Source organism: Methylobacterium sp. ME121 (assembly GCF_000974725.1).
Classification (GTDB): Bacteria; Pseudomonadota; Alphaproteobacteria; order Rhizobiales; family Beijerinckiaceae; genus Methylobacterium; species Methylobacterium radiotolerans.
This window is the reverse complement of the sequence record NZ_BBUX01000012.1, coordinates 45,610-67,874: the sequence shown is the minus strand read 5'-3', so window position 1 is coordinate 67,874 and position 22,265 is coordinate 45,610. Positions and strand designations below refer to the sequence as shown.

The following is a 22,265-nucleotide window of genomic DNA, read 5'->3' as shown; positions in this document are numbered from 1 at the left end:
CGCCGCAGGCGATCCCGGGGCCCATCGAGACCGAGGGTGCCGAGACCCGGCGCATCGGCGGCTCTGGTCGAGGGACTCGCCTCGCGGCCCCGGACCGACGCGAAGGCCTCACGCCCGCAGCGACGACCCGAGACGGCGCCCAGGGACTGGCCCGGTCGACTCCGAGATCCCACGAAGCCGCGTCCGGACCCCGGGCGCGGCTTCGTGCCGTTCCGGGCCCGCCTCCGGACCGGCCGGACCGTCGGCATTAACGACCCGCTAACCACGACCTGGGCAATTTCTGCCGAGCGGACCGCCGGGGTCCGCCAGCGTTAGAGTGCAGCGAATCCTCCCGTGAAGCCGGTTCTCGATCTCGTCACGAAGTTCGGACCGGCCCGAATCGCCGCCATGGCGGCGGTGACGCTGACGCTCATCGGCTTCTTCGCCTTCATCATCCTGCGGGTCTCGCGCCCCGATATGGGCGTGCTGTTCTCCGACCTGTCGATGCAGGACTCCGCGTCCGTGGTCCGGGAATTGGACAGCCGCGGGATCCGCTACGAGACGCGGGGCGATGCCGGGCAGACGATCCTGGCCCCGCGCCCGGACCTCGCCAAGCTGCGCATGGACCTCGCCGGCAAGGGGCTGCCGACCCAGGGCGGCGTCGGCTACGAGATCTTCGACAAGGGCGACGCGTTCTCGTCCACCAACTTCGTTCAGAACGTGAATCACCTGCGCGCCCTGGAGGGCGAGCTGGCGCGCTCGATCCGGGCGATCGGCCGGGTCCAGGCGGCCCGTGTCCACCTCGTCCTGCCGGAGCGCCGCCTGTTCGAGCGGGACCGGGAAAGCCCGAGCGCGGCGATCGTGCTGAAGCTGATGGGCGACCTCGATGCCGGGCAGGTCCGGGCGATCCGCCATCTCGTGGCCTCCGCCGTGGAGGGCCTCAAGCCCGAGCGGATCTCGATCGTCGACGAGCGCGGCCGGCTCCTGGCGGACGGCGCGCGGGATGCCGCGACCGACGTCGCCAGCGGGTTCGAGGACCGGCAGGTCGCCCTCGAGCGGCGCCTGCGCGGCCAGATCGAGGACGTCGTCGCCGGCATCGTCGGCCCGGGCCGGGCCCGCGTCCAGGTCAACGCGGAACTCGACCTCAACCGGGTCGAGAGCCGCTCCGAGACGTTCGATCCCGAGAGCCGCGTCGTGCGCTCCGCCCAGACCCGCACCGAATCGGCGGTCACCGGCAATGCCGAGGGGCAGGTCAGCGTCGGCAACGAGCTGCCCGGCGCCAATGGCGGCGACAAGGCGCCGACGCCCAAGGACGCGACCAACAAGAACGAGGAAACCACGAATTACGAGATCTCCCGGGTCACCAAGACCGAGATCGCCGAGGGCGGCCGGATCAAGCGCCTGTCGGTCGCGGTGGTGCTCGACGGGGTCTACGCCGCCGCGCCCGACGGCAAGCAGACCTATAGCCCGCGCACGCCCGCCGAGATCGAGCGGATCACCGCCCTGGTCCGCGGCGCGGTCGGTTTCGACAAGGCCCGCGGCGACCAGATCGAGGTGGTGAACCTGCGCTTCGCGGAAGCGCCGAGCGTGCCGCAATTCACCGAGCCGACGCTGATCGAGTCGCTGCTCGCCCCCACCAAGGACGACGTGCTGCGCATGGCCGAGCTCGCCGTCCTGGCGCTGCTGACCCTGATCGTCCTCCTCACGGTGGTCCGCCCCCTGGTGCGCCAGGTGCTCGCGCCGGTGCCGGAAGCGCCAGCCCTGACCGCGTCGGGACTGGCGATCCCCGGCGACGCCGCCGTGGTCGCGGGTCCGGGCGGGACCGTGACGGTCATCGACCGCGACAGCCCGACCGCGCGGCTGATGGAGTTCGCCAAGATCAACGGCCAGGTCCAGGCCGAGACGGTCCAGCGCGTGGTCGACATGGTCCGGGCGAGCCCGTCCGAGACCGTCGAGGTGCTGCGCACCTGGATCCAGGAAGAGTGAAGCGTAGGGCGTCGAGGGCAACACGATGGCGGCAGGTGCGGGACAGGGTCTGGCGAACACGCTGGCGACGGCGGGCGGCGATTCGTTCGCGTCGATGCCCGGCCCGCAGCGCGCCGCCGCGCTCCTGCTGATGCTCGGCGAGGAGGAAGGCGCGCCGATCTGGCAGATGCTCGAAGAGGAGGAGATCAAGAAGGTCAGCCACGCGATGGTCCAGCTCGGCACGCTGGAGGCGACCACCGTCGAGAAGCTGATCATCGAGTTCGTGACGAAGCTCAGCAACAGCGGCGGCATCTCGTCCAACTTCGAGCGGACCGAGGCGCTGCTCCTGAAGATCTTCCCGAGCGACCAGGTCTCGCTGATCATGGCGGAGATCAAGGGCGCGTCCGGCAAGCGGGTCTGGGCCTCGATCGCCCAGGTCGATCCGGAGATCCTCGCCTCGTTCCTGCGCAACGAGTACCCACAGACCGTGGCGGTGGTGCTGTCGCGGGTGCGAGCCGACTACGCCGCCAAGGTGCTGACCATCCTGCCCGAGGATTTCGCCATCGACGTCCTCAACCGGATGCTGCGCATGGAGACGGTGCAGAAGGAGGCCCTGCGCCACATCGAGGAGACCCTGCGAGTCGAGTTCGTGTCGACCATCGCCCAGACCCAGCGCCGCGACGCCCACGAGATGATGGCCGACGTGTTCAACGCCTTCGACCGGCAGACGGAGGGCCGCTTCCTCGCCGCGCTCGACCAGGCCAACCGCGGCTCGGCCAAGCGGATCCGGGAGCTGATGTTCACCTTCGAGGACCTGCTGAAGCTCGATCCGGGCAGCGTCCAGACGCTGCTGCGCGGCATCGACAACGAGACCCTGTGCCGCGCGCTCAAGGGCGCCAACGAGCCCACCCGCGGCTTCTTCCTGAGGCAGATGTCGACCCGCGCGGCCAAGAACCTCACGGACGAGATGGCCTCGCTCGGGCCGGTCCGCCTCAAGGAGGTGGACGAGGCGCAGGCCAAGATGACCGAGATCGCCAAGGACCTCGCCGAGAAGGGCGAGATCATGATCGCGAAGAATAGCGCCGAGGAGGAGCTGGTCTATTGAGCGCCCAATCCGCCCGGAGCGCGAAGCCGTTCCTGTTCGAGACCGACTTCCGCAGCGCCCGCCCCAGCGCAGAGGCCCAGCGCGCCGCCGAGGCCGCGGCCCGCGCCGAGGCCGAGGCCCACGCCCGCGGCATGCAGGAGGGCCGGGTCCAGGCCGAGGCGCAGGTTCAGGGCAGGCTCGCCGATGCCATGACCCGCTTGGCGCTCGCCACCGCGGGCCTGATCGCCCAGGCCGACGCGCGCGACCTCGAGCGCGAGGCGCAGGCGGTCGAGGTGGCCATGCTGATCGCCCGGAAGGTGGCCGGCGACGCCCTCGACGCCGCCCCGCTCGCCGGGATCGGCGAGGCGGCCCGGACGGCGCTCCAGCACCTGCGCGGCGTGCCGCACTTGGTGGTGCGGGTGCACGACAGCCTCGTCGAGGACGCCGAGGCCCTGGTGAAGCGCCTCGCCCGCGAGCGCGGCTACGAGGGCCGGCTCGTGGTGCTGGGCGATCCCGACATGGCGGCGGGCGACGCCCGCATCGAGTGGGCGGACGGCGGCATCGTGCGGGAGCGCGCCCGCATCGAGGCGGCGGTGCTCGACGCCCTCGGCCTGCCGACGAGCCCATGAGGAGATCCTGATGTCCGACGATTTCAGCCTGCCCCAGCTCGGCGAGCACGACACCGACTACGCGGCGGGCTCGATCCGCGACGCGCCCACCACGCCGAAGACGGCGGCCGACTTGGAGCAGCTCTTCGACGTGCCCGTGATGGTCTCGGCGGTGCTGGGCTCCGCCCGGATGCCGATCGGCGACCTGCTCCGGCTCGCGCCCGGCGCGGTGCTCGAACTCGACCGGAAGGTCGGCGAGGCGATCGACGTGTTCGTCAACAACCGGCTGGTCGCCCGCGGCGAGGTCGTCCTCGTCGAGGACCGCCTCGGCGTGACGATGACCGAGATCGTCAAGGGTGAGTGATTGTTCGGTGCGGATGCCGGGGGGCTGTCCGCGCCCGGGTTTTGAGAGGGACGAACCATGCGGCTCCTGATGATCGGGCGGCTCAACGGCGAGCTGATCACCGCCTCGAAGATCGCCATGCAGCGCGGCGCCGCCGTCACGCAGGCCGACGCCGTTCCGCAGGGCCTCACCGTCCTGCGCGCGCGGGGCGCCGACCTCATCATGATCGACGTGGGGCTGCCGATCCGGGAGCTCGTCACCGCGTTGGAGGGGGAGCGGATCCGCACGCCGGTGGTCGCCTGCGGCGTCTCGGCGGACGCCTCAGCCGCCGTGGCGGCGATCCGGGCGGGCGCCAAGGAATACATCCCGCTCCCGCCCGATCCCGAGATGATCGCGGCGGTGCTGGAGGCAGTCGCCACCGACCGCGCCGCCTTCGTCTGGCGCGACCCGTCCATGGAGCGGGTGGTCAAGCTCGCCGAGCAGGTCGCCCGCTCCGAGGCCTCGGTGCTGATCACCGGCGAGAGCGGCACCGGCAAGGAGGTGCTGGCCCGGCACGTCCACCAGAAGTCCAACCGGGCGGGCAAGCCCTTCGTCTCGGTGAACTGCGCGGCGATCCCTGAGGCCCTGCTCGAGTCCGAGCTGTTCGGCCACGAGAAGGGCGCGTTCACCGGCGCGGTCGCCCGGCGCATCGGCCGGTTCGAGGAGGCCAACGGCGGCACGCTGCTCCTCGACGAGATTTCCGAGATGGACGTGCGCCTGCAGGCCAAGCTGCTGCGCGCCCTGCAGGAGCGGGTGATCGACCGGGTCGGCGGCACCGCCCCGGTCCGGGTCGACATCCGCGTGCTCGCCACCTCGAACCGCAACCTCGCCGAGGAGGTCCGCAAGGGCACGTTCCGCGAGGACCTGCTCTACCGCCTCAACGTCGTCGGGCTGCGGCTCCCGCCGCTGCGCGAGCGACCGGCCGACATCCTCGAACTCGCCACTCACTTCGCCCGGAAATACGCCGCCGTGAACGGGATGCCGGTCCGCCCGCTCTCCGCGGAGGCCCGGGCGCTCGTGCTGCGGAACCCGTGGCGCGGCAACGTGCGCGAGTTGGAGAACACCCTGCACCGGGCGGTGCTGCTCGCCTCGGGCGACGCGATCGGCCCGGAGGCGATCCTCTCGCCCGAGGGCGAGACCTTCGCGGCGGAGGGGCCGGCCGCGCGCGCCGCGCAGGCCGCCGAGGCCGCCACCCGCGGGCTGGTGGGCCGGACCGTGGCGCAGGTCGAGTGCGACCTGATCCTCGACACGCTGGACCATTGCCTCGGCAACCGGACCCACGCGGCCAAGATCCTCGGCATCTCGATCCGGACCCTGCGCAACAAGCTCAACGAGTACGTCTCGGCCGGTCTCGACGTGGCCGAGCCCGGCAGCGTCCGGGCGAGCGTCGCCTGCGGCTGACGCGCGTGTCCCTGTAGGGGCTTCGGGATCGGCTTCACCCCGCCATCCCGGGGCCGGGCAGCGGAGCCCGGGATCCCGACGCGCCAGCGCAGGGCGGACCCGGGCCGTGACGGGAGCGGAGCGGGAGAGACGCTCTAGCGCCGCCCGCCCTGGGCCGCCTTGTGGGCCTCGGCCTGGGCCGCGAAGGCAGCGTCGAGCTTGCGCAGGGATTCGTAGCGGGCGACGTCGCCCTCGACGTCGCGGATCGTCTCCTCGACGAGGTGGCGCTGAAGGGCGACCCGCGGATCGTCGGGCGGGAACGCCTCCCGCTCCTGCAGCCGGAGCACGGCCTGCCGCACGACCGTGTAGACCGCCTCGCGCTCCTCACGGGTCATCGACGGCTGGATCGCCTTCGCGACGAGATCGGAGAAATCCGACATGGACCGTTAGACTTCGCTCATCCAGGGGCGCCCGGTTCGCCGGGCCGCCTCCCTCTACAGATCGCGCGCCCCGGGATCCAGATCCCGGGGCCGCGGTCCCCGCGACTACATCCGCTGGTCGCGGATGCCGGCGATCAGCAGCGCGGACGAGCTCCAGATCACCAGGAAGCAGAAGAACGACACCAGCAGGGAGTGGCCCCGCTCGGGATAGAGGCTGTCGGTCGGCAGGACCGGCGGCACGAACGTGGCCAGGAAGATGTGCTGCTTGCTGGCCGAGATGCGGGCCCGGTCCAGCAGGCTGTGGGCCGACTCCTCGAGCTTCTCGGCGATGGTCCGCTCGACCAGCAGGCCCTCGTACTGGAGCAGCGCCTCGGTCATGTTCTGGCCGCCGGCAGCGGCGTTGGCGCTCGTCAGCTCGTCCTGAAGCGCCTTCATCTGCTGATCGATGGCCGCGATGTTGGCCACCAGCGTCTGGATCGAGCGCGAGCGCTCGTCGAGATTGGAGCTGCGCAGGACCTGCAGGTCGTTCTCGGCCTTCAGCTTGTCCTTCCGCAGGAGGGTCAGCGTGGTCAGCGTCCCCTCGGCGGTCTTGATCGGATCGATCACGCCCCACTGGTTGCGGAACGCCTGGAGCGCCACGTGCGCCTTGCTCAGCCGGTCCTGCGCGGTCTTCGCGTCGGCCTCGGCCTGGGCGACCATGTCGGCCTGCGCGCGCTTCGAGATGTCGTTGATCAGCGCCTCGGAGCGCGACACCACCGCCTGTGCGATGGTCAGGGCGTCCTCGGGCGTGAAGGCGCGCACGGACAGCCGGATCACGCCCGAGATCGAGTCGATATGCGCCTCGACGTGCTTGCGCCAGTATTTGGTCAGGTCCTCGATGGGATCACTGGGGTCGAAGCGGGCCCAGAAATCCGCCTCGGACCGGGAGAACATCTTGGAGATGCCGATGCTCTTCTCGAGCGCCTCGACCAGCGTCTGACTGTTGATGAAGTCGCGGACGATGAAGCTGTCCTGGCTGTTGTGCTTCTGAATGAGGTTCGTGTACTGGCCGAGCGAGATGTTCTCCATCGGCTCGACATTGCCGCGGACCGCGAACTGGGCTTCGGCGACGTACTGGTTGGACGCGAACGCGAACAGGTAGAGCCCGACCACGAGGGTCGGCAGGAGCACGAACAGGCCGACGCGGCGGATGATCCGCGCGCCGTAGGTCGAGGTGTCCTCCTCGCGGGGGCGCAGGCCCGGCAGACGGCTCCAGTCGAGACGCTGCCGCACCGTGGTCACGAGGGCCCGCGCGGTGCGCTTCTCCGGCACCGGCCGGATCGTCTCCGCACTGCGCCGCAACTCCGTCATGGTCGGAGCGGCGAACGTCACGATCTCGCCTTCGCGCGTGTCGTCCTTGACGTCGTCGAAGCTCATCCGCTCTTTGTTCCTGGGTCTGCGCCGGTTCCGCTGCCGCGGCGCCGGCCGAGGGGCGGCCCGTGCGCGGTGACCGGGATCCCGTTCTTTTAGGCCCTTTTTATGGCGCCCGGCCCGACCGCCTCTCGGCTGCTGCACCGCGGCGACGGGGGCCGTAGCCCGGGACGGGTATCGCGTCCTACAGTCTCTGGATGATGACAGAACCGCGTGCCGCGGCCCCGGATGGCCGCCCGGCCGGCCGCACGGCCAAGACCAACCTGTCCGAGATCGTGGTCGTCTGCTCCAAATGCGCCAAGCGGCAGGGCCTGCGCGGGCGCGATCTCCGCGCGCTGCTGAAGAAGGCCGGGAAGCGGGCCGCCCGCGACGGGGGAGCCGGGCGCCGGCAGAAGCTCCGCATCGTGGAATCGGGCTGCCTCGGTCCCTGCCCGAAGCGCGCCGTGGCGGTCGCGACCGGCGCGAGCCTGGCCGCGGGCCGGGTCGTCCTGCTCGACCCCGCGGCCGATGCCGCCGAGGCGCTCGCCGCGGTGCTTAATCCCGTCCTGCCGCGCCGTGCGGTCCCCGAATTCGGCCCCAATACGACTCTAGCGGCGATACCACCCGACGAATCGCCGCCGGTCCGCTGACCGGCACAACCTGGAGCGCGCTCTTGCCCGCCTCTCGACGCGAGGCCCTCACACCGTGACCGGCGACCGCGTTTCCCGGAAGCGGCGGGCGGCCCACGCCGCGCTGCGTCGCCTGCCGCTGTTCGGCACCCTGATCGGCCTCGGCCTCGCGGTCTGGCTCGTGGCGACCAACGATCTCGCCGCCGTGGCCGCGGCCTTCGGGCGGATCGGCGTGGCGGGCTTCGCCGGCGTCACGCTGGTGCGGATCCTGGTCATCCTGCTCTGCGGGCTCGCCTGGGCGCGCATCCTCGACGGTCTGGCGCCCGCGACGGCTCCGGCCTGCCTGATCCTGCGCTTCGTCCGCGAAGGCATCAACGTGCTCCTGCCCGTGGCCTCGGTGGGCGGGGACGTCCTGGGCGCCCGCCTCCTGACCTTCTGGGGAGTCGCCGGCTCCCTGGCGGCCGCCTCCGTCCTGGCCGACATGCTGTTCCAGGTCGGAACACTCGCCCTGTTCGCCGGGCTCGGCGCCGGCCTCCTGAGCCGGGTCGAGGGCGCCGAGGCGGCCGCCCTCGCCAGCTGGACGCTGCGGACGCTCGTCGTGGCCGGGCTGGCGGTGGCGGCGTTCTTCGCTCTCCAGCGGACCGGCATCGTGCGGGTGCTCGAGGACCGCGTCGCCGCCCTCGGACGGCGCTTCGTGCGCGAGGCCGAGGCCCGCCCCGAGCCGAACCGCCGGATCCAGGGCGCGCTGGACGCGGTCTGGGCTCCGGGTCGCCGGGGCCATCTCGCCCAGTCCTTCGCCCTTCACGCCCTGGCCTGGCTGCTCGGCACGGCCGAGGTCGCGGTCGTCCTCGCCTGCATCGGCGTGGACCATGTCGGCTGGGCCGACATCCTGGTGATCGAGGCGCTGAGCCAGGCGATCAAGGCCGCTGCCTTCCTGGTTCCGAGCGGGCTCGGCGTCCAGGAAGGCGGGCTCGTGCTGGTCTGCGGCCTGTTCGGCATCGACGCCGGGACCGCCCTCGCCCTGTCGCTCGCGCGCCGCGTGCCCGACGTGGTGCTCGGCCTGCCGGCCCTGCTCGTCTGGCAGAACCTCGAGGCCCGCCGCGCCGGCGTGCGCGCGGCCACACCCAGTTGCGACCGTCCGTGACCCGAGACCTTCCCGTGCCGACACGCCCGATGCGCCGGATGCGCGAGGTCCCGAAGCCGCGCCTGCTGCGGATCGCGCTCGCCGCGCTCGCCGCACTGGGCGCGGTGGCCGGAGGACTGCTCGCCGCCGGACCGGCCGTCGCGCAGAGCGTCACCCTCGATCTCGGTGCCGGCGGCACCACCGAGCGCGCCCTCCAGCTCGTGGCGCTCATCACCGTCCTGGCGGTGGCCCCCTCGGTGCTGGTGATGGCCACGGCCTTCACCCGCATCGTCGTGGTGCTGTCGATCCTGCGGTCGGCGCTGGGCACCCAGACGGCGCCGCCGACCGCGGTGCTCGTCAGCCTCGCGCTGTTCCTGACCGCCTTCGTGATGGCCCCGACCGGCCGCGCCGCCTACAGCGCCGGCATCGAGCCGCTGATCGCCGGCCGGATCACGCAGGCGCAGGCGTTCGAGCGCGCCTCGGCACCGTTCAAGACCTTCATGCTGCGCAACGTCCGCGAGAAGGACCTGAAGCTGTTCCTCGACCTCGCCAAGGTGCCGGCGCCGAAGGGCCCCGAGGATGTCGGCCTGGAGATCGTGACACCGGCCTTCATGATCTCGGAACTGCGCCGCGCCTTCGAGATCGGCTTCCTGCTGTTCATCCCGTTCCTGATCATCGACCTCGTGGTCGCCTCGGTGCTGATGGCCGTCGGCATGATGATGGTCCCGCCGGCCACGGTCGCACTGCCGTTCAAGCTGATCTTCTTCGTGCTGGTCGACGGCTGGACCCTCGTCGCCGGATCCCTGGTCCAGAGCTACGGCGGATGACGGCGGCGTCCCGGGCCGTCAGTCCGCCCGGGACGCCGCGTCGACGATCCGGACCGCCGCGAAGCCCTCCGCGCGCGAGGGCGGCTCGAACAGTCGGTCGACGGAGCGGACGCTCGCCTCGGGAACCTGCCGGTCGGCGGTGCGCCGCCGGTTCCGTTCGAGGGCGACCGCGAGCGGCGCGCGGATCCAGACCGCCTCCGCGGCGACACCGCGGGCTCGCGCGATGGCGAGGATCGGCGCGCGGTGCTGCCGGCCAGGCAAGGCCGCGTCGAAATAGACGCGGCCGAGCTGAGGTCGCTGCCGGGCGATCCAGGGGGACTTGCCGGCCCCCTGCAGCCCGCACACGACCACGAGCCGCTCGACCGAGTCCGCCGCGAGCGCCGCGCGCAGCGCCGCGAGGGCCAGCCGCCACGCCTCGGCGTTCCGTTCGGGCGTCCAGACGCGGCCGCGCTCGGTCTCGAGGAAGGCGTCCGGGTCGATGACGACCGCCGCGCTCACCCGGGGGGCGTACCGGGTGTCTCCGCGCTGCTCTGCTGCTGGCCGCCCTGCGCACCGTCGGCCGCCGCCTCGCCGCCCGCCCCCGGCGCGTCGGGGCGGCCGCGATCGGGGGCGGCGGCATCCGGATAGCGCTTGCGATACTCGGCCAGGAAGGCCGACAGCGTCTGGACCTTCGTGGCGCGCGCCGCGATGTCCCGGAAGCCCGGTGCCCGGGTCGGGTCGGTGCCGGTCAGCAGCGCGAAGGTGCGGGCGTCCGGACTCGCAGCCATCCCTTCCGAGAACTTCGCCTTGAGCCGCTCCAGGCCCATGGCCTCGTGCGCGAGATCGTAGGCGATCGCGGCGCGCACGACATCGGCGCGCGCCTGCTCGTCCAGCGGCTGGCCGGACTGCCACGCGTCGCCGAGCAGCGCCTCGTGGGCCTCCCCGGCCTCGCGCCAGCGGCGCGCGCCCCAGTAGATGTCGGCGCGGAGACGGTCGATGTCCGGGCCGCTCTCGTCCTCGATCGTTTCCAGCGCCAGATCGGTGCGGGTGAGGTCCGACAGGGCCCTGGCGCGGACGAGCCCGCGGGCGCGCCTCAGCTCGCCCGGTAGCTCGGGGAGCTCGGTGGCGTCGAGGACCTTCAGGGCCTCCATCGGCTTGTCGTCCATCAACCGGATCGTCGCGAGCCGCGCCGCTACCGCGGATCGCGCCGGGCCGGTGAGGCGATTGTCGATCTGGTACTGCAGCAGGTCGGCGGCCGGATCGAGGAGGTCGAGGGTCACGAGGCGGTCGGCCAGCCGGCGCACCACCTCGTCGCCGCGCCGCCCGATCGGGCTCAGCTCGCGGAAATCGAGGAAGAGCGCCACGGCCTCGACCCCGGGCAGCGTGTTGCCCCTGTCGGTGAGGTAGAGGTTCTCGAAGGCCGTCTGCGCCTCCCGCGTCAGGGCCGCCGTCCCGGGGGCGTTGGGGGCGGAGACGTTGGCCCGGCGCACCGCCGCGAAGGCGTCGCGCCACCGGCCGGCGGCGAGGTAGAGGCGGGCGAGGCCCGCGGTGATGCCATCCTCGGTCGGGCCGCCGTGCCAAGTCAGGCCGAGCCGCTCCAGCTTCTCGATGGCGGCCTCGGGGGCCAGCTTGCCGGAAGCCTGAGCCAGGAGCGCGCCGCGCAGGGCGGCCTCGACCGAGACCGGGCGCACGGCCGAATCGTCGAGCCGGGCATAGGCGTCCAGGGCCGCCTCGGTCTGGCCGGTGGCCTCGGCCACGCGGGCGCGAACCAGGGCCAGCCGATCACGGATCCAGGGCGGCAGGGCGCGCTCCGCCTCGGCGCGCGCGGCGGCGGTCTCGGCATCGCCGTTCTCGATCGCCGATTCGGCGGCGCGGGCCCGGATGAGCTGCGCGACGTCCGCGGGATAGCCGTTGGCCAGCGGCAGCACCTTGAGGAAACCCAACTCCGCCGTCTTCCAGTCGCCCGCCCCGGCCGAGGCCATTGCCCGCCACAGAGCGGCCTCGCGGTCGTCGACCAGGGGCGGGACGCTGAGGGCCTTCAGCGCCTCGGCGTTCCGGCCGATCCGCACCAGGGCGATGCCCCGCAGGAGGGCGGTCTCGCGCTGCGTGGCCAGGAGCGGATCGTCGGCGGCCGCGATCTCGAGGGCGATCAGGCCCTCGTAGTCGAGGCCGTTGGCGAGGTCCGCGCGTGCCAGCGCGAGGCGGGCCGGGCCGCGCTCCGACGGCGGCGCCGCCACAGCCGCGTCGAAGAGGCCGCGCAGGGTCTCGCGGACATTCCCCATCCGGGCGCGCTCCCAGGGCTCCCGCGCGATCGCGAGGGTTCCCGCGTCGGTGAGCACCGTGTCCGGCTTGCGCGCCGCCATCGAGGCGGCGAGGCCGCCCTCGCGGCCGATCGAGACGCCCTCGAACTCGGGCCGCACCGCCAAGTCGTCGGCGCCGGCGAGCACCGCGAGGCCGTGCCGGCTCGGCAGGATCTCGAAATCGACGAAGCGACGGTTCTTGGGATTGCCGACGGGGCGCTGCGCGGCCGACGTGACCACCGCGATCCGCTCGTCGTCGAGGGCGAGCCACGTCGTCGATCCGGGATGCGGCAGAGTCAGGGTGACGGCGATGCGGCCCGACGGGTCGGGCTTGCGGACGGGATCGATCGTGTCGCTCGGACTCAGCGTATCCCCCGCCGAGAGTTCCCAGGCCACGCCGGTCCCGGTGGTGACGGCGTTGAGATCGACGAGGCGGCCGGGCGGGACCGGGAACCGCACGACCGTGAGCGGACCGGTCCGGGTGGGCGCGCCCGTCGGTGCGAGACCCTGGCTTGGCGGCGGGACGACCACCGGCTCGGCGGTCTCGAAGGCCAGCGTCGCGATGCCGCCGCGCTCGAACAGGACCGCCGGCGGGAGGGTCTTGAACGGGAAGAGCAGGCCGCCGCCGGCCCGGCGCGTCGGCGGCGGTTCGGGCGGGCGAGACGCGAGTGCCGGCGCCGGGACGGGGGCCGGACGCGGCGCGACCGGGGGGCGACGGGGCCGGCTTCGCGGCGGCGGGCCCCGGCACCTCGACGGCGGCCGTGGCCGGCTCCAGCGGCTTGCGGCGGACCACGTCCACCAACATGGCGCCGTCCTCCCGCTCCGTGCCGATCGTGAACCCGTCCTCGGGCGTGATCAGGAGGCTCGCCGAGTTCGCGTCGGTCTCCGTCGCCAGCTTGGCGATCCCGGGCCGCGGACGGCCGCGGGTTCCGCTCGGATCGATGGTCCAGGCGCCGATCACCCGCACGCGCGTCGCGGGCCCCTCGGCGGTCACCGCGGAGACGGCCTCCGCGGGCAGACGCAGCGACAGCCGCGTCAGGGTCGGGAGCAGCGCCAGCTCGAGCGAAAGCGTCCGGCGCACCGGTTCCGGGGTGCGCGCCCTGAGCGCCTCCTCGGCAACCCGGGCCCGACGGGCGAGCTCGGCAACCACCTCGGGCGGCAGCGGCGGCATGAGGCCGGACCACCCTTCCGGAAGCAGATCCACGAACACGCGCTCGCCGGCCGACTGGACGTTGACCCGGCGGGGACGCTGCAGGGCGAGGCGGAGACCCGTGCCGTCGGGATCGCGGCGGACGCTGGCGATGAAGGCCGGCATCTCGTCCACGAGATGCTCGGGTCCGGGCGCGACCCGCTCGCCGTAGCTGACGAGCAGCACGCCGCCGGCGAGCTTCGCCTTGACCGTGACCGGCTTGTCGAAGGTGAGCACGATCCGGCCGTAGCCGCCGGCCCCGGTGCCGGCCTCGCTGCCCTTCATGCTGACGAGCCGCGCGGCCAGCGCCGGAGCGAGCCCGGCTAGGAGGGCGAGCAGCGCCAGCGACGCGGTCAGCAGCCGCGCGCCACGTCCTCGACCGACCCGGGGTCGCCCGCCAACCGATCCCATCGCCTCGCCGATCCGAACCCGGCGCGCGGCCCCCGAGGGGTTCGCGGCGCGCGGCGCCACATCTCGGCGGCATCGTGATCGACCGCGGCTAACACTGGCTTAACCGTAACCGGAAAAGGCCGCGGGCCGCGGCGGGCTCAGCCGCTCAGGGCGACGGCGCGGTCGAAGGCCTGCGGGAAGCCTGTCAGCGGCACCGTGATGGTGGCCGGCTCGGTGCCGCCGGCCTTCTCGCCGGTCACGGTCAGCGCCTTGGCGGTGCGCATGCCGTCGAGGGCGAGCGTCGGGAAGCTGATCGCCACGATGCAGCCCTCGGCGCTGCAGGTCGTGTAGGGGGCGCCCTTGCCGAGGGTCTGCTCGTCGAGCTTGAAGGTCACGCCCGGCTCGATGGCGAGCCCGAAGGGCATCAGCACGATCCCCTCGGCCCGGCCGTTCGCGGGCGTCTGCAGCTCGAAGCCGAACTTGCGCCGGCCGGTCCGCGAATCGCCCTGCGCCTGGGCCACGATGCAGGTGACCTTGTCGCTCGGGCGCGTGCAGGTCATCGTCCAGTCGCCGTAGCTCTCGCTGACGGTGCTGGCGCCGGTGGGCCACGCGGCGTGCGCGGCCGCAGGCGCGGCGGCCTCCTCGGGCTTCGCCGCCTCGGCTGGCTTGGCCGCCTTGTGGGGAGCCGGCTTCGGCCGCGGTTTGGGCTTGGGCTTCGCGGGCGCTTCGGCGGCCGGCGCGGCCGCGGGCTCGGCATCCTGCGCGCGCGCCGCCAGGATCGGGACCGCCGTGAGCGACGTCGCGATCAGGCTGAGACGCAGAAGCGCACGAAATGTCGGCATGGAATCACGATCCCCCGGAGAGCCATTGGGCGGCAGTGCCGCCTAATGCTCAAGCCGGGGCGACGCAATCGCCAGGGGCAGCGCCGGTGGGTTGCGCGCTTCTCAGAGAGGATTCGGGCCGCCGATGGAGCGGGCGAGGGCGCAGCGGCGCGCGAAGGCACTCTCTGCGCCGCTGCGCACCGTGCGGGCGACCGCGAAGACGAGGGTCAGGAAGCCGGGATCGCGATCGGCGGTCTCGACGGCCGGGCCGGGGATCCGGGATGTGATGAGCGCGAGCATGGCGGACTCCAGATGCGAGGTGCCGGGCGTTTCGGAGTTCCCCAGTTCCTGCGGTCCTTTGTGCGACCTTGCTGCACCGCAATATGAGACCTGCATCCCGAGCCTGCCACTGAGCAGACGTTGGGGGACGCATGCATCGAACTCATGGTTCGCGCCGCGTCCGGGAAAGGACGCGTTAACGAACGGTCGGGCGGGCGCGGTTGACCGGCGACGGGCGAGCCGCCATTGAGCGCGTTTCCGGCGACTCGGACCCTGGACCGCCCCGGCCCCGCCCCGGCGGCGCGGGCCTGTCGCCGCACTGTCACACGCGCGCCATAACCCGCCCGCGAGCCAGATGAGCGGACGCGCCCGGCGCCCGCCAGACGAGGATGTCCCGCATGACCGATCAGCCGACCCGTCACCCGATCCATGGCCGCATCACCGGCCCCATCGTGATGATCGGCTTCGGCTCGATCGGCCGGGGCACCCTGCCGCTCATCGAGCGCCATTTCGAGTACGACCGCGCGCGCTTCACGGTGATCGACCCGGTCGACACGCATCGGCCTCTCGCCGAGAAGCACGGCCTCCGGTTCGAGAAGGTCGCCCTGACGCCGGAGAACTACCGCGCCGTGCTCACGCCGCTCCTCACCGAAGGAGGCGGCCAGGGCTTCTGCGTCAACCTGTCGGTCGATACCTCCTCGCGCGCCATCATGGAGCTCTGCCGCGAGCTCGGCGCCCTCTACATCGACACCGTGGCCGAGCCCTGGCCGGGCTTCTACTTCGACAAGACCAAGAGCCAGGGCGACCGCACCAACTACGCGCTCCGCGAGAACATCCTCGACGCGCGCGCGCAGAAGCCCGGCGGCACCACCGCGGTCTCCTGCTGCGGCGCCAATCCCGGCATGGTCTCGTGGTTCGTCAAGCAGGCGCTCCTGAACATCGCCCAGGATACCGGCCTCCAGCGGCCGGAGCCGAAGACCAAGGCCGAGTGGGCCGCCCTGATGAAGGACCTGGGCGTGAAGGGCGTCCACATCGCCGAGCGGGACACCCAGCGCGCCAAGACCCCGAAGCCGCGGGGGGTCTTCGTCAACACGTGGTCGGTCGAGGGCTTCGTCTCCGAGGGCAATCAGCCGGCCGAGCTCGGCTGGGGCACGCACGAGACCTGGAAGCCCGCCAACGCCCGTGAGCAGGAGAAGGGCTCACGCTGCGCGATCTACCTGCTGCAGCCGGGGGCCGACACGCGGGTGCGCACCTGGGTGCCGACCGCCGGCTCGCAGTTCGGCTTCCTCGTGACCCACAACGAGGCGATCTCGATCTCCGACTACTACACGGTGCGCGAGGGCGATAAGCCGGTCTTCCGGCCCACCTGCCACTACGCCTATCACCCGGCCGACGACGCCGTGCTGTCGCTCCACGAGATGTTCGGCAAGGCGGCCCAGGTGCAGGAGCAGCACCACATCCTCGACGAGACCGAGATCGTCGACGGCATCGACGAGCTCGGCGTGCTCGTCTACGGCCACGAGAAGAACGCCTACTGGTACGGCTCGCAGCTCTCCATCGAGGAGACCCGCCGGGTCGCCCCCTACCAGAACGCCACCGGCCTGCAGGTGACCTCGGCGGTGCTCGCCGGCATGGTCTGGGCCCTGGAGAACCCGGAGGCCGGCATCGTCGAGGCCGACGAGATGGACTTCCGCCGCTGCCTGGAGGTCCAGACCCCGTATCTCGGCCCGGTCGTGGGCGTGTACACGGACTGGACGCCGCTCACTGACCGTCCGGGCCTGTTCCCGGAGGACATCGACACCAGCGATCCGTGGCAGTTCCGCAACGTGCTGGTGCACGGCTGAGCCTCCGCGCCGAGCGGGCGCGGGCCGCTGTCGGCGGCGCGGATGTCCGGCAAGTCCGAGATCCGCGCCGGCCGTGACCGGGTCGCCCCTGCCCCGCCGCGATGGGTCACGGCCCGACGGCGGGGCTGTGCCAGACCGGGCGGTGCCTCCCCTCGGCCCCGCGCCGCGGAAGCACGGACACCGCGGGCCGCGAGCGATCGCGGCGCGTCGATGGTTCGGCTACTCGGCCTGACGCCGCGTCACGAGGGTCCGACCCGGCTCGACCTCGTTCTTGTCCTGGTACAGCGGCACGATCGCGCGCAGCCAGCCGCGGACCTCGCGGCCGCCGTAATTCCGCTCGACCACGTCGTGGGTGAGGTAGGCCTGCAGGTTCACCGGCCCGAAATTGTAGCCGACGAGCCCGCCCACCGCGATCTGGCCCTGCGGCCGGTAGCTCGCCACCCCGGTGGGAAGGTCCGTCGAGCCGAAGGCCACCGCGCCGATCTGCCAGGAGCCGAATTTCTTCGTCATGGTCAGGTCGAGGTTCATGTAGTCCGGGTAGAGGGTGCCGCTGGGCGAGCGCGTGTCGAGGAAGACGCCGTAGAGCAGGTTCGCCGTCAGGTTCCAGCCCTGACCGGTGTAGCTCAGCGCGAAGCGGTGGGTCAGAGAGGCTGACTGCGTCAGGAACCGCGTCTGGATCGGCAGGTAGCCGCCGAACAGGTAGCTGAAGCCGACATCGCCGCCGAGGTCCCAGGCGAGCTGGGCGGCCAGCAGCTGCTGCCCGACGCCGCTCTGGTATGGGGCGCCCCGGCTGCTCGCCGCCGCGATCGGCTGGGTGAAGAAGAACTGGAGGCGCGCGCCCGCGACGTTCCAGGGCGTCGCCCACGCGAAGGTCGGCAGGTTGACGTTGGTCGACGAGTCGCGCGGGAGGGTACCGCGCACGCCGAAGCTGGACAGGTTCACGAAATACAGGCCGACCGGCAGCTGGTCGCCCACCGGCAGGCCGACCGTCTGTCCCGGCTGCGCCGCGGACGCCGCCCGCGCGGTCGTCGCCGTCGACGCGGCGGTGATCGGAGCCGAGACGGCAAGAGCCGCCGCCGTGATCCAACGTGACGTCAGGCTAAAACCGGCCATGGGAACCCTGAACCCGAGCCCCGTCATTCGGGGCCGATCAGGGTTTGACGGGCGCTCACTCCGACAGCATCCCGCCGTTACGGCCAAGCTGTGCGCGATCGCACCGCTTCGACAGACCGATCTCTCGGCGGGGGGACTAAATCACTGATCCTCGACTTCGACGACGAAGTCGCTGCGATAGGTCGTGCCCTCCACCGGGTTCGAGATCCAGCGGCAGCGGCCGACCCGCACATCGTGGCCGGCGTGGAAATGCCCGGAGATCCACAGCCCCGGCCGCTCGGTCTCCGCGAGGTCGTCGAGGGCCGTGCTGGCGTAGAAGGCCGGCACCCACCAGGGGACGCCGGGCGCGTCCCGGAAGCGATCGGCCGCGAGCGGGCTCGCGGGGTGATGGGTCACCACCACGGTCGGCCCGTCGTGCGGGGTCCGGAGCGCCGCGTGCAGGGCCGCCCGCTCGATCCGGTGCTCCGCCATCGCGTCCGCCGGCTGCCACGGGCTGCCGTCGGCCTTGCGGATCGAGCCGAGATACTCCCGCGAGCCCGTCACGGGGTCGGTCATGCGGGACGCCGCGTAGGCCACCGGATCGTCGGGCCGGTTCGGCGCGTCCGGTCCGAGCCAGCGCCCGGCGAGCGCCCAGTCGCTCCAGAGGGTGGTACCGACGAAGCGGACGCCGTCGATGACGCAGCTCCGCGCGCGCTGGAGCAGGTGGATCCGCGCGCCGAGCCCGTTGAGGCGGCCGACCTCGGCCTCGAGGGCGGCGAGCAGCTCCGGCGCGGTGCGCCGATCCCCGGTCGGCGCGTAGCGCTCGTGGTTGCCCGGCACCAGCACGACCGGCCGCCCCTGCGCGAGATGCAGCAGCGCCGCGAGCCCCCGCTCGGGATGCCCCTCGTGGAGGTCCCCCGGGCAGGCGAGCAGGTCGAACGGTTCCGCGGGCGGCGCGATCAGGTCGAGGCGCCGCCGCTCCAGATGCAGGTCCGAGATGGGGAAGATGCGCATGATGGTCGCTGCCGTGTCGCCGCTCGGGGCCGCTAGCCCGCGGCTCTGCGCTCGGCCGCGGCCGCCTTGAGGATGTCGGCGGCCGAGTCGGCGTTGAGGATCGCGATCCCGGCCGCCACGACGAGGTCGGGCCAGGGGGACGGGTGGAGGGCCGTCACCAGGCCGGCGGCGATGATCGCCAGGTTGGCGACGGCGTCGTTGCGCGCCGAGAGGTAGGCCGCCCGGGTCAGGCTGCCCGAGCCGGAGCGGTGCCGGGCGAGCATGAGCGCGCAGGTGAGGTTGACGGCGAGCGCCCCGAGCCCCGCGAGGGTCAGAGGCAGAGCGGCGGGGGCAGTGAAGTCGGCGATCTTGCCGTAGGCCGCCCAGGCCCCCGCGAGCGCCGGCAGGAGCAGGATCCCCGCCATGGCGGTGCCGAGGCGGGCGCGGTTGCGCGCGCTCCAGCCGAGGCCCGCGAAGATCAGCAGGTTGATCGCCGCGTCCTCGAGGAAGTCGAGACTGTCGGCGATCAGCGCCACCGAGCCGATGGCGAGCGCCACCGCGATCTCGATGCCGAAATAGCCGAGGTTGAGCGCCGCCACGCGGGCGACGACCGGGCGGAGGGCGGGCGGCGCGGGCCGGGGCGCATCATCGGCGATCACGGGACGCCTCTTCGCCGACGCGCGCGGCCCTGTCGAGCGGCTGTTGAGAAAAGCCTGTCCGCGGCTCAAGAAAGTTCGAGGCCGTTACGCCTTTGTCCGGGTGGATTCGGCGCCGCGATCGTGCGACGCCGTTGCCGGAGCCGGCAACACGAGACGCATGACCGGCCGGAACCGGAGGTCTGCCGCGTCATGCTGCCCGAACTGCGCGTGCTCTATTTCGAGGATCTCGAGGTCGGCCTGTCGGAGACCCTGTCGAAGACCATCGCCTCCTCCGACGTGGTGGGCTTCGCCGAGATCACCGGCGACCGCAACCCGATCCACCTGTCCGAGCACTTCGCCGCGCGCACGCCGTTCGGCACCCGCATCGCCCACGGCCTCTACACGGCCGGGCTGATCTCGGCGGTGCTCGGCACCCGCCTTCCGGGGCCCGGCGCCGTCTACATCTCCCAGACCCTGAACTTCCGCGCCCCGGTGCGGATCGGCGACGTCGTCGACGTCACCGTGACGGTGGCCGAACTCATGCCCGAGCGGCGGCGCGCGCGCCTCGCCTGCCGGTGCTCGGTGGGCGGCGAGACGGTTCTCGACGGCGAGGCGCTGGTGAAGGTGCCGACCAAGGCCGAGGCCGACCCGCTGGCGAACCGCTCCGACCGGTCACAGGGCTGAGGTGGCCCCGGCCCCGGAGCCCCTCAACGACCCGGACGACCCCCGCCTCGAGCCCTACACCCGGATGCGCGAGCGCGACCTCGTGGGCCGCGCCGGGCGCTTCATCGTCGAGGGCGAGGTGACCCTGCGGCTGCTGCTCGGCCGCCGCAGCCGGTTCCGCGCCGAATCGATCCTCCTCGCGCCCGAGCGCTGGCCGGGCCTCGCCGCCGACGTCGCCGCCTGCCCGGAGCCGCCGCCGATCTACAGCGCCTCCAAGGCGGTGATGAGCGCCGTGACGGGTTTCCCGATCCACCGCGGCGTCCTCGCGGTCGGCCTGCGCGGGCCGGGGCCCGACGCGGCCGCCCTCGTGCCGCCGCCGCCCGCGCCCGCCCTGGTGGTCGGCCTGGCCGGCCTGACCAATCACGACAATGTCGGCGCCGCCTTCCGCAACGCGGCGGCCTTCGGGGCCGACGCCGTTCTCCTCGACGGGGCGACTTGCGACCCGCTCTACCGCAAGAGCATCCGCGTCTCGGCCGGGGCCGCCCTGATCCAGCCCTTCGCGCGGCTCCCGGACGGGCAGGACTGGCTGCGGCTGGCCGAGACCCTCGACCTCCGGCCGCTCGCCTTCAGTCCGGGGGCGAGCGAGACCCTGGACGCGCGCGCCGCCCCGCCGCGGGCGCTCCTGATTCTCGGCACCGAGGGCCCCGGCCTCGACGCGGCGACGCTGGCCCGGGCGCGGCCGATCCGGATCCCGATGGCCGCCGGCTTCGACTCGCTGAACGTCGCTACCGCGGCGGGCATCGCCCTCTACACCATCGCCCGCGGCCAGGGGCGCCTCGGCGAACCGCGAGCGCGCCGCGGCGGCGAACCGTTCGACCCGGGGCCGGCAGGTTCTTGAAGTCAGTATTCCCCGCGTAGACGCCGCGGAACAGGGCCGGAGAACGCGCCTCCAGCTGGAACACATTGACATCTCGACGCCGCGCGCGGGCGCGCGCAATCTGAGATCCGACGACCGTCCCGACGCCGCGCCGGATCGCATGTCGAATATCCCGACGCTTCACTTCAACACCGATCATCTCGACCCCGCGCACGCCTTCGCGGCCTGGCGCGACCTGATGGCGCCGATCGTCCGGGTCGAGCGGATCGCGGGGGCGCCGGTGCCCCGCGGGAACCTGTCCTGCACGGTCCTGGGGGATATCCTCGCCAGCCGGATGGTCTTCTCCGCCCAGCACATGGTCCGCGATCGCCGCCACGCCGCGGCGACACCGGATCACTTCACGTTCATGCTCTACGTGTCCGGAGGCCTGTCCGGCGACGTCGCGGGCAGCCCGGTGGTGCAGCAACGCAACCGGATCATGGCCGCCAACATGGGCCGGGAACTGGATGCCCGCGGGGTGCGCTCCAGCGCGATCGGACTGACTGTACCGCGTCGTCTGCTGCCAGACTGCACGATCGAGCGGATACCGATCTTCCTCGACAGGGAACGGAACCGTCTGCTCGTCGCGCGGCTGCACGCCCTGTACCGGCGGCTGCCGACGACCACGGCCGAGGAGGAGCCGGCGATCGCGGGCGAGCTGGCCGGTTTCGTCCGCCGCCTGTTCGATCCATCGGCGGCCTCGGACGTCCTGCGGGGCCCGGAATTCGACGTCGGCTTCGTCGCCCTGGCCGAGCGCCTGATGGACCTCCATCTGGCCTCACCCGACCTCTCGCCGGACTGGCTCGCCGACGCTGCGGGCGTCTCGCGGACGGTGCTGTACCGCGCCTTCCGGAGCACCGGGGGCGTCATGCAGCGCGTCTGGGAGAAGCGGCTGGAGGCGATCCGGCTCGCCTTGGAGGATCCGCTGGAGACCCGGGCGCTCGCGCGCTTGGCGAGCGAGCACGGCTTCAAGGATCCCGCCCATCTGAGCCGCGCATTCCGCGCCCGGTTCGGGGAATCGCCGCGGGCATGGCGCCGGACGCGGGGAGCCCACGGCGTCCGGACCTTCGAGCGGACGCCGGCCCGGGCCCACGCGTGGTACGAGCGCCTGGGCCAGCGCTGAAACGCCTCCGCGGGCCAGGACGAACAGGACACCGGATCCTGCGCTCGCCAGGCTGCCGCTCAGAGCCCGCGACGGCAGGCGCCGCATCCGGCCTTCACAAACCTTACGGATGCGTCTCCACGGTATGATTGTGTACAGCGTTCTGCGCGCGACAAACGGCTGCAATTGCCGCCCGATGATGCGAAGCTAGCTTGGCCGCATGGGGTATCGGGATTCTGTGAGGAGTCGAGGA

21 protein-coding genes are annotated in these 22,265 nt (G+C 72.5%); 12 read left to right on the top strand and 9 right to left on the bottom strand.

All coding sequences use genetic code 11. The features are described from left to right. Positions 1-333 precede the first annotated feature (333 nt). Genes fliF through flbD form a run of 5 tightly spaced genes read left to right on the top strand, consistent with a single transcriptional unit; the run spans position 334 to position 5,419 of the window. The gene (gene fliF, locus ME121_RS10985; RefSeq protein ID WP_024828321.1) at positions 334-1,965 is read left to right on the top strand and encodes a flagellar basal-body MS-ring/collar protein FliF; all 1,632 of its coding nucleotides are present in this window, start codon (positions 334-336) and stop codon (positions 1,963-1,965) included. A 25-nt stretch (positions 1,966-1,990) separates the two neighbouring features. Then, the gene (fliG, locus tag ME121_RS10980) at positions 1,991-3,049 is read left to right on the top strand and encodes a flagellar motor switch protein FliG (RefSeq protein ID WP_012321964.1); all 1,059 of its coding nucleotides are present in this window, start codon (positions 1,991-1,993) and stop codon (positions 3,047-3,049) included. Next, complete coding sequence (locus tag ME121_RS10975; protein WP_024828322.1) at positions 3,046-3,657, top strand: FliH/SctL family protein; 612 nt, start codon at positions 3,046-3,048, stop codon at positions 3,655-3,657. The genes fliG and ME121_RS10975 overlap by 4 nt, the downstream gene beginning before the upstream one ends. 10 nt (positions 3,658-3,667) lie before the next feature. Next, positions 3,668-4,000: a flagellar motor switch protein FliN gene (fliN, locus tag ME121_RS10970; protein WP_012321962.1), complete on the top strand. Its 333-nt coding sequence runs from the start codon at positions 3,668-3,670 to the stop codon at positions 3,998-4,000. Between the two features lie 57 nt (positions 4,001-4,057). Then, positions 4,058-5,419 carry a sigma-54-dependent transcriptional regulator FlbD gene (gene flbD / locus ME121_RS10965; RefSeq protein WP_059408841.1) on the top strand — a complete coding sequence of 454 codons (1,362 nt, stop codon included), beginning with the start codon at positions 4,058-4,060 and terminating at the stop codon, positions 5,417-5,419. 134 nt (positions 5,420-5,553) lie between these two features. Here flbD and ME121_RS10960 read toward each other — a convergent pair whose 3' ends face one another. Continuing rightward, positions 5,554-5,838 (bottom strand): hypothetical protein, encoded by a 285-nt coding sequence (locus ME121_RS10960; protein ID WP_012321960.1) that lies wholly within the window; start codon positions 5,836-5,838, stop codon positions 5,554-5,556. 105 nt (positions 5,839-5,943) lie between these two features. Next, on the bottom strand, positions 5,944-7,254 hold the full coding sequence (locus tag ME121_RS10955; RefSeq protein ID WP_059408840.1) for a KpsE/RkpR family capsule polysaccharide export protein: 1,311 nt from the start codon (positions 7,252-7,254) through the stop codon (positions 5,944-5,946). 191 nt (positions 7,255-7,445) lie between these two features. Between ME121_RS10955 and ME121_RS10950 the strand changes: the two genes are divergently transcribed. Genes ME121_RS10950 through fliP form a run of 3 tightly spaced genes read left to right on the top strand, consistent with a single transcriptional unit; the run spans position 7,446 to position 9,806 of the window. Further along, the gene (locus tag ME121_RS10950) at positions 7,446-7,877 is read left to right on the top strand and encodes a hypothetical protein (RefSeq protein ID WP_029359980.1); all 432 of its coding nucleotides are present in this window, start codon (positions 7,446-7,448) and stop codon (positions 7,875-7,877) included. A 55-nt stretch (positions 7,878-7,932) separates the two neighbouring features. Continuing rightward, entirely contained in the window at positions 7,933-9,000 is a 1,068-nt protein-coding gene (locus ME121_RS10945; RefSeq protein ID WP_012321957.1) for a lysylphosphatidylglycerol synthase domain-containing protein, read from the top strand. A gap of 38 nt (positions 9,001-9,038) precedes the next feature. Further along, the gene (gene fliP / locus ME121_RS10940; RefSeq protein ID WP_245337839.1) at positions 9,039-9,806 is read left to right on the top strand and encodes a flagellar type III secretion system pore protein FliP; all 768 of its coding nucleotides are present in this window, start codon (positions 9,039-9,041) and stop codon (positions 9,804-9,806) included. A gap of 18 nt (positions 9,807-9,824) precedes the next feature. Here the strand turns inward: fliP and ME121_RS10935 are convergent, their stop codons facing one another. The 4 genes from ME121_RS10935 to ME121_RS33550 form a co-directional block, all read right to left on the bottom strand. Beyond that, positions 9,825-10,304 (bottom strand): AAA family ATPase, encoded by a 480-nt coding sequence (locus ME121_RS10935; RefSeq protein WP_059408838.1) that lies wholly within the window; start codon positions 10,302-10,304, stop codon positions 9,825-9,827. Then, positions 10,301-12,544 carry a hypothetical protein gene (locus ME121_RS10930; RefSeq protein WP_491892833.1) on the bottom strand — a complete coding sequence of 748 codons (2,244 nt, stop codon included), beginning with the start codon at positions 12,542-12,544 and terminating at the stop codon, positions 10,301-10,303. Before ME121_RS10930 ends, ME121_RS10935 begins: the two co-directional genes overlap by 4 nt. Before the next feature lie 1,278 nt (positions 12,545-13,822). Beyond that, on the bottom strand, positions 13,823-14,506 hold the full coding sequence (locus ME121_RS10925) for an invasion associated locus B family protein (RefSeq protein WP_012321953.1): 684 nt from the start codon (positions 14,504-14,506) through the stop codon (positions 13,823-13,825). A gap of 102 nt (positions 14,507-14,608) precedes the next feature. Beyond that, a complete protein-coding gene (locus ME121_RS33550) occupies positions 14,609-14,785 on the bottom strand; it encodes a hypothetical protein (protein WP_012321952.1) in 177 nt (58 codons plus the stop codon). 377 nt (positions 14,786-15,162) lie between these two features. Here ME121_RS33550 and ME121_RS10920 point away from each other — a divergent pair, with 377 nt between their 5' ends. Then, complete coding sequence (locus tag ME121_RS10920) at positions 15,163-16,608, top strand: homospermidine synthase (protein WP_012321951.1); 1,446 nt, start codon at positions 15,163-15,165, stop codon at positions 16,606-16,608. A 219-nt stretch (positions 16,609-16,827) separates the two neighbouring features. On the opposite strand, the gene ME121_RS10915 is transcribed toward ME121_RS10920, so the two are convergent. From ME121_RS10915 to ME121_RS10905, 3 genes are all read right to left on the bottom strand, one after another. Next, entirely contained in the window at positions 16,828-17,721 is an 894-nt protein-coding gene (locus tag ME121_RS10915; protein ID WP_012321950.1) for a transporter, read from the bottom strand. 141 nt (positions 17,722-17,862) lie between these two features. Further along, on the bottom strand, positions 17,863-18,714 hold the full coding sequence (locus ME121_RS10910) for a metallophosphoesterase (protein WP_179240004.1): 852 nt from the start codon (positions 18,712-18,714) through the stop codon (positions 17,863-17,865). Positions 18,715-18,746: 32 nt separating this feature from the next. Beyond that, entirely contained in the window at positions 18,747-19,352 is a 606-nt protein-coding gene (locus tag ME121_RS10905; protein ID WP_012321948.1) for a cation efflux transmembrane domain-containing protein, read from the bottom strand. 189 nt (positions 19,353-19,541) lie between these two features. Here ME121_RS10905 and croR point away from each other — a divergent pair, with 189 nt between their 5' ends. The 3 genes from croR to ME121_RS10890 all read left to right on the top strand — a co-directional run bounded on the left by croR (position 19,542) and on the right by ME121_RS10890 (position 22,033). Further along, positions 19,542-20,015 carry a 3-hydroxybutyryl-CoA dehydratase gene (gene croR, locus ME121_RS10900; RefSeq protein ID WP_012321947.1) on the top strand — a complete coding sequence of 158 codons (474 nt, stop codon included), beginning with the start codon at positions 19,542-19,544 and terminating at the stop codon, positions 20,013-20,015. Between the two features lies 1 nt (position 20,016). After that, positions 20,017-20,892, top strand: coding sequence for a TrmH family RNA methyltransferase (locus ME121_RS10895; RefSeq protein ID WP_179240005.1), 876 nt, complete (start codon positions 20,017-20,019; stop codon positions 20,890-20,892). Positions 20,893-21,031: 139 nt separating this feature from the next. Then, entirely contained in the window at positions 21,032-22,033 is a 1,002-nt protein-coding gene (locus tag ME121_RS10890; protein WP_012321945.1) for a helix-turn-helix domain-containing protein, read from the top strand. Positions 22,034-22,265: the final 232 nt, after the last annotated feature.

Coding starts and splice junctions, on each gene's coding strand:
- fliG (WP_012321964.1), top strand. CDS start 1,991: ATGGCGGCAGGTGCGGGACAGGGTCTGGCGAACACGCTGGCGACGGCG.
- fliN (WP_012321962.1), top strand. CDS start 3,668: ATGTCCGACGATTTCAGCCTGCCCCAGCTCGGCGAGCACGACACCGAC.
- flbD (WP_059408841.1), top strand. CDS start 4,058: ATGCGGCTCCTGATGATCGGGCGGCTCAACGGCGAGCTGATCACCGCC.
- ME121_RS10960 (WP_012321960.1), bottom strand. CDS start 5,838: ATGTCGGATTTCTCCGATCTCGTCGCGAAGGCGATCCAGCCGTCGATG.
- ME121_RS10955 (WP_059408840.1), bottom strand. CDS start 7,254: ATGAGCTTCGACGACGTCAAGGACGACACGCGCGAAGGCGAGATCGTG.
- ME121_RS10950 (WP_029359980.1), top strand. CDS start 7,446: ATGATGACAGAACCGCGTGCCGCGGCCCCGGATGGCCGCCCGGCCGGC.
- fliP (WP_245337839.1), top strand. CDS start 9,039: ATGCGCGAGGTCCCGAAGCCGCGCCTGCTGCGGATCGCGCTCGCCGCG.
- ME121_RS10925 (WP_012321953.1), bottom strand. CDS start 14,506: ATGCCGACATTTCGTGCGCTTCTGCGTCTCAGCCTGATCGCGACGTCG.
- ME121_RS33550 (WP_012321952.1), bottom strand. CDS start 14,785: ATGCTCGCGCTCATCACATCCCGGATCCCCGGCCCGGCCGTCGAGACC.
- ME121_RS10920 (WP_012321951.1), top strand. CDS start 15,163: ATGACCGATCAGCCGACCCGTCACCCGATCCATGGCCGCATCACCGGC.
- ME121_RS10915 (WP_012321950.1), bottom strand. CDS start 17,721: ATGGCCGGTTTTAGCCTGACGTCACGTTGGATCACGGCGGCGGCTCTT.
- ME121_RS10910 (WP_179240004.1), bottom strand. CDS start 18,714: ATGCGCATCTTCCCCATCTCGGACCTGCATCTGGAGCGGCGGCGCCTC.
- croR (WP_012321947.1), top strand. CDS start 19,542: ATGCTGCCCGAACTGCGCGTGCTCTATTTCGAGGATCTCGAGGTCGGC.
- ME121_RS10890 (WP_012321945.1), top strand. CDS start 21,032: ATGTCGAATATCCCGACGCTTCACTTCAACACCGATCATCTCGACCCC.